This is a genomic window from Rhodococcus sp. PvR099, from assembly GCF_017833315.1.
GTDB classification, from domain to species: Bacteria; Actinomycetota; Actinomycetes; order Mycobacteriales; family Mycobacteriaceae; genus Rhodococcus_G; species Rhodococcus_G oryzae.
The window spans coordinates 1,394,824-1,412,449 of record NZ_JAFIBV010000001.1 but is presented as its reverse complement, the minus strand read 5'-3'; the positions used below and the strand labels follow the sequence as shown (position 1 = coordinate 1,412,449).

Annotated in this window: 19 protein-coding genes; 13 read left to right on the top strand and 6 right to left on the bottom strand. The window is 69.1% G+C overall.

What is annotated here, in order from left to right; all coding sequences use genetic code 11:
* The first annotated feature begins 309 nt into the window (after positions 1–309).
* The gene (locus tag JOE46_RS06365; protein ID WP_209926583.1) at positions 310–726 is read left to right on the top strand and encodes a DoxX family protein; all 417 of its coding nucleotides are present in this window, start codon (positions 310–312) and stop codon (positions 724–726) included.
* Between the two features lie 40 nt (positions 727–766).
* Here JOE46_RS06365 and JOE46_RS06360 read toward each other — a convergent pair whose 3' ends face one another.
* From JOE46_RS06360 to JOE46_RS06345, 4 genes are all read right to left on the bottom strand, one after another.
* Positions 767–1,744, bottom strand: coding sequence for an NAD(P)H-quinone oxidoreductase (locus JOE46_RS06360; RefSeq protein ID WP_209926581.1), 978 nt, complete (start codon positions 1,742–1,744; stop codon positions 767–769).
* A gap of 101 nt (positions 1,745–1,845) precedes the next feature.
* On the bottom strand, positions 1,846–3,276 hold the full coding sequence (locus tag JOE46_RS06355; protein WP_209926579.1) for an ATP-binding protein: 1,431 nt from the start codon (positions 3,274–3,276) through the stop codon (positions 1,846–1,848).
* Positions 3,273–4,931, bottom strand: coding sequence for an FAD-dependent oxidoreductase (locus JOE46_RS06350; protein WP_209926576.1), 1,659 nt, complete (start codon positions 4,929–4,931; stop codon positions 3,273–3,275). Before JOE46_RS06350 ends, JOE46_RS06355 begins: the two co-directional genes overlap by 4 nt.
* Positions 4,932–4,981: 50 nt before the next feature.
* A complete protein-coding gene (locus JOE46_RS06345) occupies positions 4,982–6,580 on the bottom strand; it encodes a Na+/H+ antiporter (protein ID WP_209926573.1) in 1,599 nt (532 codons plus the stop codon).
* 66 nt (positions 6,581–6,646) lie between these two features.
* Here JOE46_RS06345 and JOE46_RS06340 point away from each other — a divergent pair, with 66 nt between their 5' ends.
* The 3 genes from JOE46_RS06340 to JOE46_RS06330 all read left to right on the top strand — a co-directional run bounded on the left by JOE46_RS06340 (position 6,647) and on the right by JOE46_RS06330 (position 7,893).
* Positions 6,647–6,976 (top strand): UBP-type zinc finger domain-containing protein, encoded by a 330-nt coding sequence (locus tag JOE46_RS06340; RefSeq protein WP_209926571.1) that lies wholly within the window; start codon positions 6,647–6,649, stop codon positions 6,974–6,976.
* Between the two features lie 191 nt (positions 6,977–7,167).
* Positions 7,168–7,638: a hypothetical protein gene (locus tag JOE46_RS06335; RefSeq protein WP_209926568.1), complete on the top strand. Its 471-nt coding sequence runs from the start codon at positions 7,168–7,170 to the stop codon at positions 7,636–7,638.
* A gap of 75 nt (positions 7,639–7,713) precedes the next feature.
* Positions 7,714–7,893, top strand: a complete 180-nt coding sequence (locus JOE46_RS06330) for a tautomerase family protein (protein ID WP_027502040.1) — start codon at positions 7,714–7,716, stop codon at positions 7,891–7,893.
* 15 nt (positions 7,894–7,908) lie between these two features.
* Here JOE46_RS06330 and JOE46_RS06325 read toward each other — a convergent pair whose 3' ends face one another.
* Positions 7,909–8,382, bottom strand: a complete 474-nt coding sequence (locus JOE46_RS06325) for a MarR family winged helix-turn-helix transcriptional regulator (protein ID WP_097213272.1) — start codon at positions 8,380–8,382, stop codon at positions 7,909–7,911.
* Positions 8,383–8,462: 80 nt separating this feature from the next.
* Between JOE46_RS06325 and JOE46_RS06320 the strand changes: the two genes are divergently transcribed.
* Positions 8,463–9,245 (top strand): dioxygenase, encoded by a 783-nt coding sequence (locus JOE46_RS06320; protein ID WP_209926566.1) that lies wholly within the window; start codon positions 8,463–8,465, stop codon positions 9,243–9,245.
* Positions 9,246–9,251: 6 nt separating this feature from the next.
* On the opposite strand, the gene JOE46_RS06315 is transcribed toward JOE46_RS06320, so the two are convergent.
* Positions 9,252–9,725 (bottom strand): peroxiredoxin, encoded by a 474-nt coding sequence (locus JOE46_RS06315; RefSeq protein ID WP_097213192.1) that lies wholly within the window; start codon positions 9,723–9,725, stop codon positions 9,252–9,254.
* A gap of 81 nt (positions 9,726–9,806) precedes the next feature.
* On the opposite strand from JOE46_RS06315, the gene JOE46_RS06310 reads away from it, so the two are divergent.
* The 8 genes from JOE46_RS06310 (at position 9,807) to JOE46_RS06275 (ending at position 17,546) form a co-directional block, all read left to right on the top strand.
* Positions 9,807–10,523 (top strand): Imm52 family immunity protein, encoded by a 717-nt coding sequence (locus JOE46_RS06310; protein ID WP_209926564.1) that lies wholly within the window; start codon positions 9,807–9,809, stop codon positions 10,521–10,523.
* Between the two features lie 49 nt (positions 10,524–10,572).
* Positions 10,573–12,147: an anthranilate synthase component I gene (locus tag JOE46_RS06305; RefSeq protein WP_179800650.1), complete on the top strand. Its 1,575-nt coding sequence runs from the start codon at positions 10,573–10,575 to the stop codon at positions 12,145–12,147.
* Entirely contained in the window at positions 12,140–12,850 is a 711-nt protein-coding gene (locus tag JOE46_RS06300; protein WP_097213195.1) for a TIGR02234 family membrane protein, read from the top strand. Before JOE46_RS06305 ends, JOE46_RS06300 begins: the two co-directional genes overlap by 8 nt.
* A gap of 82 nt (positions 12,851–12,932) precedes the next feature.
* Positions 12,933–13,742 carry an indole-3-glycerol phosphate synthase TrpC gene (gene trpC / locus JOE46_RS06295; protein WP_097213196.1) on the top strand — a complete coding sequence of 270 codons (810 nt, stop codon included), beginning with the start codon at positions 12,933–12,935 and terminating at the stop codon, positions 13,740–13,742.
* A gap of 113 nt (positions 13,743–13,855) precedes the next feature.
* A complete protein-coding gene (gene trpB, locus JOE46_RS06290; RefSeq protein WP_097213197.1) occupies positions 13,856–15,115 on the top strand; it encodes a tryptophan synthase subunit beta in 1,260 nt (419 codons plus the stop codon).
* A complete protein-coding gene (gene trpA / locus JOE46_RS06285) occupies positions 15,112–15,933 on the top strand; it encodes a tryptophan synthase subunit alpha (protein ID WP_097213198.1) in 822 nt (273 codons plus the stop codon). Before trpB ends, trpA begins: the two co-directional genes overlap by 4 nt.
* Complete coding sequence (gene lgt / locus JOE46_RS06280; RefSeq protein ID WP_209926560.1) at positions 15,930–16,931, top strand: prolipoprotein diacylglyceryl transferase; 1,002 nt, start codon at positions 15,930–15,932, stop codon at positions 16,929–16,931. Before trpA ends, lgt begins: the two co-directional genes overlap by 4 nt.
* A 30-nt stretch (positions 16,932–16,961) precedes the next feature.
* Entirely contained in the window at positions 16,962–17,546 is a 585-nt protein-coding gene (locus tag JOE46_RS06275) for a TM2 domain-containing protein (protein ID WP_245220952.1), read from the top strand.
* The last annotated feature ends 80 nt before the right edge of the window (positions 17,547–17,626 follow it).

Sequence of the window (17,626 nt, the reverse complement as noted above, 5' to 3'; positions counted from 1 at the left end):
GACCGCGGTGCTCGTCGTGGCTCGGAGCGACGGCAAGCTGAGGGCGTTCGCTTCGGAAGCGGCCGGGCGCAGTTGCTGACCCCGGAGCTTCGAGCCTCCGGCGGCGTTGAAGGACCGCTTCGAGGATTCAATCTCGTTTTCAGCATGGACCTGATGCCCAACGCGGGATACTGACCAACATCGAGTATTACGGCACCTATGTGATCCTCAGGTACGTGACACCCTCGCCGAGTCGGCGAGCGGAGGTCGGCAGGCAAAGCCGCCGCCGGCGCACTACTGACCAGCCTCACAAACACCTGGAGGTAGGCAATGGACATCGTCGTTCTCATCGGCCGAATTCTCTTCGCCGCGTTGTTCCTCACATCCGCTCTGGGCCACCTGACCCAGTCCAAGGCCATGGCGCAATACGCCGCAGGCAAGGGCGTGCCCATGCCGCAACTCTCCGTCCTGTTCTCAGGTGTGCTCTTGGTCGTTGGCGCGCTGAGCGTGCTCCTCGGTGTGTGGGCCGATCTCGGCTCGCTCCTGCTGGTGGCCTTCCTCGTCCCGACCGCGGCGATCATGCACAACTTCTGGTCCGAATCCGACCCTCAGTCCCGGCAGATGGAGATGATCCAGTTCAACAAGGACATCGCGTTGGCCGGTGCGGCACTGATGCTGTTCGCCTTCTTCGCCCACACCGGTGATCTCGGGCTGACCATCACCGGACCGCTGTTCACGATCTCCTGATCCGGTGCGTATGGGGAATCCCGTCCCTTCTCCGGATGGTTCACGGCGAGACGAGGACGACCTTGCCGAAGGCTCGGCCGCTGTACAGGAATTCGTGCGCCTCGGCGGCCAGGGGCATGGGTAGGACGGTGTCGACCACTGGGGCGATCACCCCTTGGTCGATCAGAGGCCACATGTACTTGCGGACCCGGGCGACGATGGCGGCCTTCTGGTCGGGTGGTCGGGAGCGTAGTGATGTTGTCGCCACGCTGGCACGCTTGCTGAACAGCAGTCCGAGGTCGAGTTCGGTGGGTGCGAGGGTTCCACCGATGATGACGAGATGTCCGTCAGGTCCGAGACATTCGAGGTTTTCCTGCAGATACGGCGCACCAGCGATGTCGAGGATCGCGTCGACGCCGCGGCCGTTGGTGGCGTCGAGCGCACGCGCCACGAAATCGTCGGTTCGATAGTTCACGGCGACGTCCGCACCGAGACGCATGACGGGGTCGAGCTTGGCGTGGTTTCCGACGGTGGTGATCACCCGGGCGCCGGATGCTTTGGCCCATTGGACGGCAATCGTCCCGATGCCACCGCCGCCGCCGTGCACGAGAACCCACTGCCCAGGGCGCAGGTGGGCCTTGAGCGTCAGGTTGGCGTACACCGTGCACGACGCCTCGGGCAGCGCCGCCGCGTGCGGAAAGTCCAGGCCGTCAGGGATGGGAAGCAGCTGGCGTGCCGGCACCACGGCCTGTTCGGCGTACCCGCCGCCGTTGAGCAGCGCACAGACCCGATCGCCCTTCGACCACCCGATCACCCGATCGCCGACCCAGCGGATCGTGCCCGCGCACTCGAGGCCGAGAACGCGGGGTGCCCCGGTCGGGGCCGGATACCGGCCTTCGCGCTGGAGGAGGTCGGCCTGGTTGATCCCGGCGGCCCGGACGTCGACCACGACGTCGGACGGCGTCGGCTCCGCCAGTGGCGTCTCCCGCCACTTCAGCACCCCGGGAGGTCCCGGTTCGTCGAAGTCGATTCCTCGCATGTATCCACTGTCGACCAACCCGACCAGCAGGTCGAGCACATAGCTATCTCGGTGTCCCGGTCTGCTTCGCTGATGCGGGCGTTATGGCGCCACTCACGATCTCAGTCATCGTGGCCTCCCTCCGGGCCGGCGAGCGGAATGCGGACGACGAATTCGGTGTGTCCGGGCCGCGATTCCACGCGGATGTCGCCCCCATGTTTGTTGACGATCCGCCACGAGATGTCGAGTCCGAGCCCGGTACCTTCCCCGACCGGCTTCGTGGTGAAGAACGGCTCGAATATGCGGTCGCGGGCCTCGTCGGGGATGCCCGGTCCGGTGTCCCCGATGGCCACGCCCAGGCAGTCGCCGTCCCGGTAGGTGCGGACGGTGAGGGTGCCGCGGCCGCCCATCGCGTCCACCGCGTTGTCGATGAGGTTGGTCCATACCTGGTTGAGTTCGGCGGCGTGCACAGGCACGCGGGGCAGGCCGCGGTCATAGTCCTTGACCACGTCGATGTCGCCGACCTTTCGGCTGAGCATGACCAGTGTGCTGTCGAGCAGTTCGTGCACGTCCGAGACTTGGAATGGGGCGCGGTCCATTTGCGAGTACTGCTTGGCGGCGCCGACGAGCGAGGAGATCCGCTTGGTGGAGTCCGAGATCTCGTTCATCAACAGCTCGGTCTCGATGGTGTAGTTCAGCCAGGCGACGGCGCCCCCGAGGATGGACGGCGTGGTCGAGGCCGCGACCCGCTCGAGCCAGGCGACGTCGAGGCCGGCCTGCACGAAGGTCGGCGCGAGGTTCCACCCGCCGGCGATGCCGTGGTCGTCGAGCCACTCGCTCAATGCCTCTTCTCGGTCCGATTCCTCCAGCGGGCTCAGGGTCGGGGCCTTGGCGACCAGTCTCACGGCCTCCTCCTGGATCTCGATGAGCGCCTGGAGGGTGGCGGGTTCGTATGCCCCCGAGGCGATCATCCCCAGTTTGTGCCGCATGCCTGCGACCCGGTCCCGCAGCGAGTCCGTTGCCCGGACGGCGGCCGCGGCGGGGTTGTTGAGCTCGTGCGTGAGTCCGGCAGACAGGGATCCGAGCGCGAGTAGCCGCTCCCGTTGGTCGAGGATCTCGCGGGAGTTCTGGTTGCCGAAGAACAGCCCCTCCAGTAGATGCAGGGCCATCGGGAACCATTCCTCCATGAACCGCGCGAAGTCGCCGGCGTCCAGAACGAAGAAGGTGGAGCGCTCGGGGACGGTCATCGATGCGCTGTAGAGCTGCGGTACCCGGTCGCCCATGTAGGCGGTCCACGCGCCCGAATACGAGCCGCGATGAGAGGTGCGCACCATCTCCACCTCGTGACCGCCCGAGAGTTTCGTGAGCACCACCGCGCCCTCGATGAGTACGTAGAAGCAGGTGGCCGGGTCGCCCTCGCGGTAGACCGGGCCCGGCTCGAGCACCTCGAGTCGCCCGGCGCGGCTCAGCTGCCCGAGTTGCTCGTCGTCGAGCTTCTCGAACAGGAACAGCGTCCGCAGTTCCTCCGCCGTGACCGCTCGTTCGGCGGTCACGGCTTGGCCAGGTATCGGTGCACGAGCATCACTGCCATTGCTCCCTCTCCCACCGCGGACGCGACCCGTTTCGCGGAGTCCGAGCGCACGTCCCCGGCCGCGAAGACCCCGGGCACGCTGGTCTCCAGGTGCTGGGGCATACGCTCGAGTTCCCAGCCGCGCGGCCGTTTGCCGTCGACGACCAGGTCCGGACCGGAGACGACGTACCCGTGGTCGTCGCGCACCACGACGCCGTCGAGCCAGTCGGTGCGGGGCGCCGCGCCGATGAACAGGAAGAGCCAGTGCGCGTCGACGGTCTCGGTGCGGCCCGTGGTGTTGTCACGCAACGTGATCCGCTCCAGATGATCGTCACCCTCGACGCCAACCACCTCCGAGCACGCCCGGACCACGATCCTCGGGTTCTGTCTGATCTGCTGGATCAGGTAGTGCGACATGGAGTCGTCCAACGAGCGGGCCCGCACCACGATCGTCACCGAACGCGCGCCCCTGGCGAGATAGACGGCGGCCTGCCCCGCCGAGTTCGCGCCGCCGACGATGTACACGTCCTGGTCGCTGCACCGCGCGGCCTCCGTCACCGCGGATCCGTAATACACCCCGCGGCCGGTGAACTCGCCCAGTCCGGGGACCGACAGCTGCCGATAAGAGACCCCGGTCGCCAGGATCACGGTGTGTGCGTCGAGCGACGCGCCGTCGGCGAAGCGGACCGTGCGCGCGGACCCGTTCACCTCCAACGCGACGACGTCCCGGGTGGTGATCACCTCGGCGCCGAACTTGGCGGCCTGCCTGCGGGCCCGGTCGGCCAGCTGGGCGCCGGACAGGCCATCCGGGAATCCCAGGTAGTTCTCGATCCGGGAGCTCTGCCCGGCCTGCCCACCGGTGGCGGTGCGTTCGATCAGGACGGTGCGCAGACCCTCGGACGCCCCGTACACGGCCGCGCCGAGCCCGGCCGGTCCGCCGCCGATGACGACGAGGTCGTAGAAGTCCGACGCGGGGGTGGTGGCCAGACCGACGTGATGCGCCAGCTCCGAGTCGCTCGGCTCCACCAGGGCATGCCCGGCGCATGTGATCACCACGGGCAGACACATGCCGTCAGCGCCCGCGGCCTCGAGCAGACGCTGACCCTCCGGTTCGTCGGACATGTACCACCGGTAGGGGAGCTGGTTGCGCGCCAGGAACTCCCGTACCTCCGAAGACCGCGCCGACCACCGGTGTCCGACGACCTTGGTCTCGGTCACCGGCTTGCGATCGGAGGTCACCCAGGCGTCGAGCAGGGCGTCGAGCACCGGGTACAGCTTCTCCTCTGGCGGATCCCACGGCTTGAGCAGGTAATGATCGAGATCGACGACGTTGATCGCGTCGATCGCGGCATCGGTGTCGGCATAGGCGGTGAGAAGCACACGCTTCGCCGCGGGATACAGGTCCATGCCCTGTTCGAGGAACTCGATGCCGCTCATACTCGGCATCCGGTAGTCGGCGAGCAGGACCGCGACCGGGTCGCCGCGCAGCTTCATCTCCTTGAGCGCGGCGAGTGCCTCCTCGCCGGACTGCGCCCGGATGATCCGGTACTTCTCGCCGTAGTTGCGACGTAGGTCCCTCACGATTGCTCGGGACACGCTCGGATCGTCGTCGACGCTGAGAATTGCCGGCTGTACCATCGGTCTCCCATTCGCGGCTGCCGTTCGCCAAACCGCCTTCCAGTATGGTCCTACTCCCGGTTCATGGTCGCCTCCTCGAGGTCGAGTTCGCGCAGCACCTGTCGCAATACCTCGTCGTCTATTCGTCCGTTATCACGCTCAGCGACGAAGACGCCTCGCTCTGTGTCCAGCATCTGCAGGCGCAGCGCGCGGAATGCGGCGGACGGGCTCTCGCCCAACTCGGCTTCGCTGCGCCCGAGTCGCTCCCATGCCGCGTGAGCGCGGTGCTCGCTCCACGTACGTAGGATCGCTGCGGCCCGCTCACGGACGGCGGCGGGGTCCCCGTCAGCGTTTGCGACGAGGCTGTCGAGCAACTCCGTCGCGGCCCGTGCAGCCTTGTCCTGCGCGGCGGCCAGCGCCAGCGCGTCCTTACGGCGCTCTTCCTCGTTGTCGACCCCCAGTCTGGTGATCAGCCACGGCAGGGTCAGCCCGTGCAGGAGGAGGGTGCCGACCACCACAGCGAAGGTGATGAACAGGATCATGTCGCGCCCGGGGAACGGGGCGCCCGAATTTACGGTGAGGGGAATCGCGAAGGCCGCGGCCAGCGAGACCACACCGCGCATGCCGGACCACGCGACCACGAACACCCCGCGGGGAGGCGGCGCCGGCTCCCGCTCGCGGATCCGTACCGACAGTAGACGGGGGAGGTAGGTCGCGGGGTAGACCCACAGCAGCCGGACGGCGATCACGGCGGCGAGCACGGCAATGGACGCTCCGATGACTTCGGCCACACTGCGGCCGTGGAGCCCCTGGACGACGCTCGGCAGTTGCAGCCCGATCAGCAGGAAGACGAACGACTCGAGGACGACATCGATGGCCTTCCACACCGCGGTGTCCTGCAGGCGGGTCGCGTATCCGGCGCGGGTCGACCGCTGGCCCAGGTACAGGCCGGCGACAACGACCGCGATGACCCCGGAACCGTGCACTTCCTCGGCCGCCAGGTAGGCGACGAAGGGAACCACGAGCCCGATGGCACTCTCCATCACCGGGTCCGTGAGCCTCGAACGGATCACGGCGACGACGATCCCCACCCCGAGGCCGATCAGCGTGCCGCCGACCGCGGCACCGAGGAAGGTGCGCACTCCCTCCAACAGGGTCACACCGGTTCCGACCGCCGCGGCGAGCGCGACACGGTAGGCGGTGAGCGCCGTCGCGTCGTTGAGCAGGCTTTCGCCGCCGAGCAGTGTCATGATCCGTCGGGGCAGGCCGAGGCGTCGTCCGATCGCGCTGGCGGACACCGCATCCGGCGGAGCCACGACCGCCCCGAGTACCAGCGCGGCGGCGAGGGGAAACTCGGGAATGGTGAGGTATGCGACGACCCCGACGACGGCGGTGGTGGCCAGCGGCAACCCGACCGCGAGGAGCCCGATTGCACGCGCATTGCGGCGCAACGCCAGCGAGGAACTGTCGAGTGCGGCCGAGTAGAGCAGCGGCGGTAGTACCGCGAACATCACGAGATCGGGGTCGAGCGCGGTGTCGGGAAGTCCGGGGATCTGCGACCCGGCCAGTCCGACCGGGACCAGCAGCAGCGGTGCCGACCAGTTCAAGCGGCGCGCGAGGGCGGCGGTGAGCAGTGCCGCCACCGCGACGGCGAGCAGGGCCACGTTCATGGCGGTCTCCGTCCGAGCGGTCGGATGTGTGGATATCCCACCCTGCAGCATGCAGGATGAGAGGTGATGAAGAGAGTTCTCCGACGCGCGGCCGACCACATTCGTGTCGGGTCCCCGGATCCGGCCGCCGCCGAGTCCTGCGACGAACTCGCGGCGGCCACCGGGCCGGACCCAGAGCCGCGCACACCCGGCCTTTGCGAGGAATGCACGGCGCTCGGTGAACAGAACTGGGCGCACCTGCGGATGTGCCTCACCTGCGGGCACGTCGGGTGCTGCGACTCGAGCCCTCACCGGCACGCGACCGCGCATTTCGAGCAGACCGGACACCCCGTCATGCGATCGCACGAGCCCGGCGAGTCATGGCGGTGGTGCTACCAGCACGCCGAGATGGGCTGACTCTGTGGGAGCACAGTGACCTACCTGCCGCTGCGTTGCTCCAGGGCGGTCACCGCGGAGGCAGGGTATCGAGGAATGTTTGCCCTCGATCAGCTCCCTTCCGTGATGTTCGCGCGAGTGGTGTGCTGGATGTATCACCGACCCCGGCTCTTCGGGACCGGAGCGGATCATCCAAGTGTCAGGAAGCGGCCATGACCACGATCCATCTCCACCAGACGACCACCGCGACGCCCGAGCAGGTCCTAGCAGGCCTCACCGACTTCGGGCCGGGTCGCGAGGAAATCTTCGGCAACAGCGCAGACAGTTACCTCAAGGTGCACCACGAAGGCCCCCACGATGCCGATGTCACGGAGGGGTCGAACGGTATCTGGGAAACTCTGCACTACGACTGGACCGACCCCCATCGTGTCGTGATGACGACCACCGATTCCAACCTGTGGGGTGGTGCCTCGGGCCACACCTACACCCTCACGCAGGAGCCCACGGGTGTGACCGACGTGGACGTCGTCGTGGTTCGCGATGGCAAGAACCTCAGGGGACGGCTTCTCGCGGGCGTGCTCGGACTCTTCGGTACCCGCGTTCTGGGAAAGCCGTTCAGGAAGTCCATCGAGGCCATCGAAACTCACAACAACGGCGCGACCGGAGAGAACACGCAGACGTGAGAAGGGTGAGTGGACATCACGTCGGTGTGCCTTGGGGTATGAAGTGCTGAATGAGACTGTGGCACAGTTTTTCCTATGCCACTGATTCAGATCAGCCAGACGCCCGGACTCACCACCGAACAGAAGAAGGCGACCATCGAGGCCGTCACCAAGGCATACGCCGAGGCCACTGGGAAGAACCCCGCGCAGGTGTGGGTCACCCTCACCGACGTGCCGCGGGAGAACTGGGGCGTCGGCGGGGTCCCGCTGGGTTGATCGAGCGCCCCGCCCTCAGGCCTGGCCGTTGCCCGCGGCGAGGCCGCGGTCGAGCTGCGCGACCATCGCCGTGCCGAGGGTGAGGAGCTCGCGCACCTGCCGCTCGTCCAGCCCGTCGAACAGCAGTGCCTGCACCGTCTCGGCGTGGCCGGGCGCCGCCTCGACGACCTTCTGATAGCCGGTGTCGGTGAGTACGGCCAGAGATCCGCGGGCGCCGATGATGCTCTCGCGGCGCACCCAGCCGACCTTCTCCAGCTTGGTCACCACGTGCGAGAGCCTGGAGAGCGAGGCATTCGCCGCATTCGCCAGCGCGCTCAGCTGCAGCCGGCGGTTCGGTTCCTCGGAGAGTGCCGAGAGCACGAAGTACTCGAAGTGCGTCAGCCCGGAGTCGCGCTGCAGCTGGGTGTCCAGCGCCGCGGGCATACGGGTCATCACGTTGACCAGCTCGCGCCAGGCCTGCTGCTGCTCCGCGCTCAACCACCGCGTCATCGCGACCTCCATCGGAAATATTCGTCGTGCTGCTACGTTGATTTCTCAAGATACTTGAAGCTTCAATGTTAGGAGTCGTTATGAGCGATCACGCTATGCCAGCGCTCTACCTCAGCCACGGCGCCCCTCCGCTTGTCGACGACGATCTCTGGGTCTCCCAGCTCGGGGCCTGGTCGAGCCGGCTGCCGCGCCCGACCGCGATCCTGGTGGTCTCCGCGCACTGGGAGTCGGCTCCGCTCACCATCGGCTCCACCGCCACCGGGACCCCGCTGATCTATGACTTCGGTGGGTTCCCCCGCAAGTACTACGAGGCGACCTACTGTTCGCCCGGCGCCCCCGAGCTCGCCCGGCAGGTCGCCGCGCTGATGCCGGACAACGAGCCGGTCGCGCATCAGGAGAGCCGCGGCCTCGACCACGGCGCGTACGTGCCGCTCAGCGTCATGTACCCCGACGCCGATGTCCCGGTGCTGCAGATCTCGCTGCCCACCCTCGACCCCGAGCGGCTGATGCACCTGGGCGAACGACTGCGTCCGCTGCGCGAACAGGGCGTGCTCATCGTCGGATCCGGATTCACCACCCACGGACTGCCGTTTCTGCGCGATCCGTCGCCCACCGCGCAGGCGCCCGGCTGGTCAGCCGAGTTCGACGCCTGGGCGGGGGAGCGCTTCGCGGCCGCCGATGTGGACGCGCTGATCGACTTCCGCGCCAAGGCGCCCGGGATGCCCTACGCGCACCCGACCATCGAGCACTTCGCCCCGTTGTTCGTCACGCTCGGTGCGTCCAGCGACCCCGAGCAGGTGCCCTCGCAGGTGATCGACGGGTTCTGGATGGGCCTGGCCAAGCGCTCCATCCAGGTCGCGTAGGCGGGCTCAGTTCTCCCGCGCGGTGTTGCGGCTGCGCAGGAACTCCAGGGCCTGGTCGCCGTGGGTGTTCGCGCGCAGCTCGCTCGCGATCACCTTGAGCACCGTCCGGTCCGTGTCGATGACGAAGGTGGTGCGCTTGACCGGCGACAGCTTCGCGAGCAGCCCGCGACGCACGCCGAACTGCTCGGCCACCACGCCGCCGACGTCGGCGAGCAGCGGGTAGTCGAAGGACTGCGCCGCCGCGAACGAGGCCTGCTTGTCGACGGTGTCGGTGCTGATCCCGGCGCGCGACGCGCCGACCGCGGCGAACTCGCCCGCCAGATCGCGGAAGTGGCAGGCCTCGGCCGTGCACACGGGGGTGGAGGCGGCGGGGTAGAAGAAGAGCACGAGGGGCCCGTCCGCGACCAGTCCGCTCAGGGTCCGGACGGTGCCGTCCTGGTCCGGGAGCGAGAAGTCGGGGGCCTGCTGTCCGGTCTGCATTCGGGTGAGGCTACAACGTGCGCTGCCCGGCTCCTCGGGACTAGCCTGCGTGCGGCGGACGACAGGGACACGGGGGAGCCGATGCGGAGGGTGGTGCGGGGCTTCTGGGGTCCTCGGCGCGAGTCGGTCGATGCGCTCGCCACACGCTGGATGACGACCCTGGACCAGCTCGCGCTGATGCTCCCTGCGGCAGGTCCACCGTGTGGGCCGGGCGAGCCGTGGAACTGGCGGCACATCCACGGGTCCGGCCCCGAGACCGACCTCCCGGCGGACCGGGATTCGCTGCTGGTGGCCCTGCGCGCAGCACAATCGGCCGACGACTGGTCGGACGTCGTCGGCACCGGACTGCGGCTTGCCACCGCGGGCGAGCCGCGCTGGGAGGTGGAGGTCAGCGCACTGGCGGGCGGCGCCCCGGAGTTCCTGCTGCAGTCGATCGTGATCGCGGTCGATGCGCCTGGCGAGGCCGCGGTGCCCGAGGCCGACCTGCTCGCGGCCGTCGCGCGGGCATGGGAGCCGGACTTCGGCGATGTGACCGACGACGACGTGCTCGACGCGCTGGAGGACTCGGGTTTCACGATCGGCGATCCGGTCGTCGGACGTCTCGGCTACCTCTCCGCCGGCCGCGCGGCGCTGTTGCCGGACGACGCGCAGGCGGCGCACGAGAGCTCGACCGGGGGAGTGCTGATGCGCATCGCGGCACCGGGGGAGGTCGGCGACGTGGTCAGGGCCTACCGACGGCTGCGCGAAGCGGGCGCACTCGAGCCGCTGCCCCGACCGATGGACCGGTCCGCATTGTAGGCGGGGCCACCGCCTGTCCCCGGTCGCTCCGCCTGCGATGATGGACGACATGTCCGGCGAGTCAACCACCGTCCAGCCCGCAGTCGCCGTCGCCGATGCGGATGACCACACCACCACCAGGGCGCAGTTCCGTGCCCTCGCGGCCGACCATCGAGTCGTCCCGGTGACGCGAAAGGTGCTGGCGGACTCCGAAACCCCGCTGTCTGCGTACCGCAAACTCGCGGGCGACCGGCCCGGCACCTTCCTGCTGGAGTCCGCGGAGAACGGCCGCTCGTGGTCGCGCTGGTCGTTCATCGGCGCAGGCAGCCCCGCCGCACTGACCGTCGTCGACGGGCAGGCCGGCTGGCTCGGCAACGTCCCGGCCGGCGCGCCGTCGGGCGGCGACCCGATCGCCGCCCTCGGACAGACCCTGGAACTGCTGCGCACCGAACGGCTGCCCGGCCTGCCCCCGCTCACCGGCGGCATGGTCGGCTTCCTCGGCTACGACATCATCCGCAGGCTCGAGCGGCTGCCCAGCCACGCGACCGACGACCTGCAGATCCCCGAGATGGTGATGCTGCTTGCCACCGACCTGGCCGCCGTCGACCACCACGAGGGCGCCATCACGCTCATCGCCAACGCCGTCAACTGGAACGGCACCGACGAGCGGGTCGACGAGGCATACGACGACGCCGTCGCCCGGCTCGACGCGATGACCCACGCGCTCACCGCGCCCGCGCCGTCCACCGTGTCCACCTACGCCAAGACCACCCCCGACTACCGCCGCCAGCGCACCACCGAGGGCTTCGGGGCCGACGTGAAGCGCCTGATCTCGGAGATCGAGGCAGGCGAGGCGTTCCAGGTGGTGCTCTCGCAGCGCTTCGAGATGGACACCGACGCCGACCCGTTCGACGTGTACCGGATGCTGCGCGCGTCCAACCCGAGCCCGTACATGTACCTGGTGCACGTCCCCGGCGAGGACGGCGAGACCGCCTTCTCCATCGTCGGCTCGAGCCCGGAGGCCCTGGTCACCGTGAGCGAGGGCGTGGCGACCACCCACCCGATCGCGGGCACCCGCTGGCGCGGCGCCACCGAGGAGGACGACATCCTCCTTGAGAAGGACCTGCTCGCGGACGAGAAGGAGAACTCCGAGCACCTGATGCTCGTGGACCTGGGTCGCAACGACCTCGGCCGGGTGTGCGAGCCGGGCACCGTCAAGGTGCACGACTACCGGCACATCGAGCGCTACAGCCACGTCATGCACCTGGTCTCGACGGTCACCGGCCGGCTGGCCGAGGGCATGCACGCGCTGGACGCCGTCACGGCCTGCTTCCCGGCAGGCACCCTCTCCGGGGCGCCGAAGGTGCGTGCGATGGAGCTGATCGACGAACTCGAGCCGACCCGCCGCGGCATCTACGGGGGAATCGTCGGATACCTCGACTTCGCGGGCGACGCCGACACCGCGATCGCGATCCGGACCGCGCTGATCAAGGACGGCACGGCCTATGTGCAGGCCGGTGCCGGCGTCGTGGCCGACTCGGACCCCGTCTACGAGGACACCGAGGCGAAGAACAAGGCGATGGCGGTGCTCAGCGCGATCGCGGCGGCGGGCACGCTCCGGGCCGTGGGCGGCACCGATGACTGAGCAGGAACCGGACCGGGACCCGGCCGCCGCGCCCGCAAGGGGGCGGGCGTCCGCGGCCGCCGTGCCGGTGCTGCTGCTCGCGGTCGCGGCGCTGTGCCTGTGGGCGTCCTCGCGGATGACCTGGGTGCGGGTGGAGTCGTTCGACGGCCTCGGTGGGGCCCGCACCAGCGAACTGATCGGCGGCACCTGGGCGGCCGCGACGACGCCGCTGGCCCTGACGCTGGTCGCGGCCATCGCCGCCTCCTTCGCCGTGCGCGGCTGGGCCCTGCGGGTGGTCGGGCTGCTGGTCGCGCTGGTCGCGGTCGCGGCGATCGTGCCGGCCGCGTCCCTGCTGATAGGCGGTGTCGACGACGACAAGGCCGGACGGCTCGCCGAGCTGCCCGGCCGCGCGGAGGTCACCGCGACCGAGGCCTTCACCCTGCCTGCGGTCCTCGTGCTGCTGGGTGGGGTCACGGCCCTCGTCGCCGCGGTCGCGCTGATCCGCAAGGCGGGCGCGAGTGCCGGGCTGTCGTCGAAGTACGCTGCCCCCGCCGCCCGCAGGGAAGAGGCGGGCAACCGCGCGGCGACCTCGAAGGAACCGCTCAGCGAGCGAATGCTCTGGGACGCACTGGACGCGGGGGAGGACCCGACCACGGGCGACGTGGCCGGGCCAAACGACCAGGACGGACCCGAGCCTGCCGGAGGCACAGACACCCGCCGTTAGTCAATATGGTGGCGCCCTCTAGGCTTGCCCAATCCGATGAGGTTGCTCACACGGCAACGGCCCAGAAAGGACTCGGGACACGATGACGGTTCTCGATTCGATTCTCGACGGGGTGCGTGCAGACGTCGCAGCCCGTGAATCCGTTCTGGACTTCACAGCCGTGAAGGCGGCCGCGGCCGCCGCTCCGGCGGCACTCGACGCCGCCGCCGCGTTGCGGGCTTCCGGTATCGGGGTGATCGCCGAGGTCAAGCGGGCCAGCCCGTCCAAGGGCACGCTCTCGGACATCGCGGACCCCGCCGAGCTTGCGTTGGCGTACCAGCAGGGCGGCGCGCGGGTGATCAGCGTGCTGACCGAGGAGCGTCGTTTCCGTGGCTCGCTCGCGGACCTCGACGCCGTGCGGGCGGCCGTGACGATCCCGGTGCTGCGCAAGGACTTCATCGTCGGCCCGTACCAGATCCACGAGGCCAGGGCCCACGGCGCCGATGTGATCCTGCTGATCGTCGCCGCCCTCGAACAGGACGCGCTCGCGTCGCTGCTCGACCGCACCGAGTCCCTCGGCATGACCGCCCTCGTTGAGGTGCACACCGAGGAGGAGGCCGACCGGGCCCTCGAGGCGGGCGCGAGCGTCATCGGCATCAACGCGCGCAACCTCAAGACCCTCGAGGTGGACCGCGACACGTTCGCCCGTATCGCCCCCGGGCTGCCGACCGAGGTCGTCAAGATCGCCGAGTCCGGAGTCCGCGGGACCGCGGATCTGCTGGCCTACGCGGGCGCGGGCGCGGATGCGGTCCTCGTCGGCGAGGGCTTGGTCACCAGCGGCGATCCGCGCACGGCCGTCAAGGATCTGGTGGCCGCCGGGGCGCACCCGTCCTGCCCCAAGCCCGCTCGCTGACCGACCCCTGGCGGTCGGACCCGACGTGAGTTCGGTCGCACCGACTAAGGCAGACTGGACGGGTGAGCACAGACGATCCCGTACTTTCCGCCAAGGGCCGCGGCCTTCCCCGCATGAGTGCCGGTGTGACCGAGCGCAGCGCCCACGAGCCCGATCAGGGCGGCCATTTCGGTGTCTTCGGCGGACGGTACGTCCCCGAGGCGCTGATGGCGGTGATCGAGGAGGTCACCGCCGAGTACGACAAGGCCCGCGGGGACGACTCGTTCCTGAACGAGCTGGATCGGCTGCAGCGTGACTACACCGGCCGTCCGTCGCCGGTGTACGAGGCCACTCGGCTCAGCGAGCACGCGGGCGGCGCCCGGCTGCTGCTCAAGCGGGAAGACCTGAACCACACCGGTTCTCACAAGATCAACAACGTTCTCGGGCAGGCGCTGCTGGCCAAGCGGATGGGCAAGACGCGCGTCATCGCCGAGACCGGCGCCGGCCAGCACGGCGTCGCCACCGCCACCGCCTGCGCGCTGCTCGGCCTCGACTGCGTGGTGTACATGGGTGAGGTCGACACCAAGCGTCAGGCGCTCAACGTCGCTCGGATGCGTCTGCTCGGCGCCGAGGTGATCCCGGCGATGACCGGCTCGCGCACCCTCAAGGACGCCATCAACGAGGCGTTGCGTGACTGGGTCACCAACGCGCACAACACCTATTACTGCTTCGGCACGGCCGCCGGACCGCATCCCTTCCCGGTCATGGTCCGCGACTTCCAGCGCATCATCGGTCTCGAGGCGCGGGCGCAGGTGCTGGCGCACACCGGTCGGCTGCCTGACGCGGTCGCAGCCTGCGTCGGCGGTGGATCCAACGCCATCGGCATCTTCCACGCGTTCATCGACGACCCGTCGGTTCGGCTCGTCGGCCTCGAGGCCGCGGGCGACGGCGTCGAGACCGGCAGGCATGCCGCGACCATCACCGGTGGCTCCCCGGGTGCACTGCACGGGGCCTACTCGTACCTGCTGCAGGACGAGGACGGTCAGACCATCGACTCGCACTCGATCTCCGCCGGGCTCGACTATCCGGGCGTTGGACCCGAGCATTCGTTCCTCAACGACATCGGCCGGGCCGAGTACCGCCCGATCACCGACACCGAGGCGATGGACGCGTTCGCGTTGCTCAGCCGCACCGAGGGCATCATCCCCGCCATCGAGTCGGCGCACGCCGTGGCAGGCGCCCTCAAGCTCGGCAAGGAGCTCGGCGAGGGCGCGATCGTTTTGGTCAACATCTCCGGCCGCGGCGACAAGGACGTCGACACCGCCGCGAAGTGGTTCGGCCTGATGCCGGACAGCGACACTGACCACTCCAACGAGGAAGGCCAGGCGAAGTGACCGCACCGCAGCCGCACGCCGCAGCACCGTCCCGCCTGGGTGAGCTCTTCGCGCAGTGTCGAGCGGAGAAGAGGGCCGCGCTGGTCGGGTACCTGCCCGCCGGCTACCCCGACCTGCCCGGCTCGATCGAGGCGTTCGAGACGCTGGTCTCCTCCGGCTGCGACCTGATCGAGGTCGGCATCCCGTACAGCGACCCGGTGATGGACGGACCCACGATCCAGGCGGCCGCGGACGCGGCCCTGGTCGCCGGGTTCCGGGTCCGGGACGTGTTCACCGTCGTCGAGGCGATCAGCAAGGCCGGTGGCAAGGCGGTCGTGATGACCTACTGGAACCTGGTCCTCAAGTACGGCGTCGACGAGTTCGCCCGGGACCTCGCCGCCGCGGGCGGCCTGGGGATCATCACCCCCGACCTCATCCCGGACGAGGCCGCCGACTGGCTGGCCGCCTCCGAAAAGTACGGACTGGACCGGACCTTCCTGGTCGCGCCCTCCTCGACCAACGAGCGCCTCGCCAAGACCGTCGACCTGTGCCGCGGCTTCGTCTACGCGACCTCGACGATGGGCGTCACCGGCGCCCGCGACGCGGTGTCCAACATGGCGCCGGAGCTGGTGGCGCGGGTGCGTGAGCACTCCGACATCCCGGTCGGCGTCGGGCTCGGCGTGCGCTCCGGCGCGCAGGCCGCCGAGATCGCCGCCTACGCGGACGCGGTCATCGTCGGCTCGGCGCTGGTGACGGCTGTGGCCGAGGGCCAGGAGGCGTTGCGCGCGATCACCACCGAACTCGCCGCGGGAGTCCGCTCGGCTACCGTGGCGTCGTGACTTCGACTGCCGACATCCTTGCCTATATCCCGAGCCCGCCCCAGGGCGTGTGGTCGATCGGCCCGATTCCGCTGCGCGCCTACGCGCTGTTCATCATCCTCGGCATCGTCGTCGCGGCGGTGTGGGGCGACCGGCGCTGGGTCGCCCGCGGTGGCGAGAAGGGCACGGTCCTCGACATCGCGATCTGGGCCGTCCCGTTCGGGTTGATCGGTGGCAGGCTGTACCACGTGGCCACCGACTGGAGCACCTACTTCGGTGAGGGCGGCAACCCGGTCGATGCGCTGAAGATCTGGCAGGGCGGCCTCGGCATCTGGGGTGCCGTGCTGTTCGGTGGTATCGGGGCCTGGATCGGCTGCCGACAGCGTGGGGTTCCGCTCCCCGCCCTCGGTGACGCCGTCGCGCCGGGAATCCTGCTCGCGCAGGCGATCGGACGGATCGGCAACTACTTCAACCAGGAGCTCTACGGGCGCGAGACGACCGTGCCCTGGGGCCTGGAGATCTTCGAGCGGGTCAACGCGGACGGCCGGCTGGATCAGCTGGCCGGCACCTCCACCGGGGTGGTGGAGAAGGTCGTGCACCCCACCTTCCTGTACGAGCTCGTCTGGAACCTGCTGATCGTTGTGCTGCTGGTCTGGGTGGACCGCCGCTACCGGATCGGCCACGGCCGGTTGTTCGCGCTCTACGTCGCCGGATACTGCATGGGCCGTCTCTTCGTCGAGCTCCTGCGCGACGACTACGCGACCCACATCGCCGGGATCCGGATCAACGTGTTCACGTCGATCATCGTGTTCATCGGAGCGGTGATCTACTTCCTCGCGGCGAAGAAGGGCCGGGAGGCCCCGGAGGAGCTCCAGCCGAAGCATCCTCGGGAGCCTGTGGCGACCGCAGTCGCGGCGACCGGTTCATCCGCGACCGGGGGGTCGGAAGGAGCACCCGACGCGGGCCCCGCGGGCCCCGCGGAATCCGGCGGTACCGAGGCGGGCAAGACCGACAGTTAGCTCATGAACAACCAGGGGGGAGATATCGACATGTCTGAGGTACCAGAGGGCGGATCGACACCGGGTCCCGTGTACGGACCCGAGGGCACCGGCCCGGGATGGCTCATGGACGCCGGCGCGACCGCGCCGCAGCAGGAGGCTTACGGGCAGCAGCCCACGCAGCCGCAGCCACAGGCTTATGGGCAGCAGCCCACGCAGGCACAACCGCAGGCCTACGGGCAGCCGCCCGTGCAGCCCTTCGGCCAGCCCTACGCGCAACAGCCCTATGGTCAGCAGCCCTTCGTGCAGCCGGCGTATTTCGGCGGCGCCCCGGCGGCGCCCTTCGGACGCGACCCGCTGACCGGCGAACCGCTGTCGGACAAGTCGAAGGCGACCGCGGGCCTGCTGCAGATCCTGCTGCCCTTCGTCGGGATCTGCGGTGTCGGCCGCCTCTACGTGGGCAGTACCGGCATCGGTCTGGCGCAGCTGCTGCTCTTCTGGTTGGGCGTCATCACGACGTTCCTGCTGATCGGTTTCGTCATATTCCCGGTCGTGTGGCTCTGGTCGTTCATCGACGGGATCATGATGTTCTCCGGCAACGTCAAGGACGGGCAGGGCAGGCCGCTCAGGGGCTGATCGGTCCTGGTTACGCCCCTATACTCGGGCGTTTCTGCTGCTAAACTGAGCACGCCCGAGTGTGACGCTCGGAGTTTTCT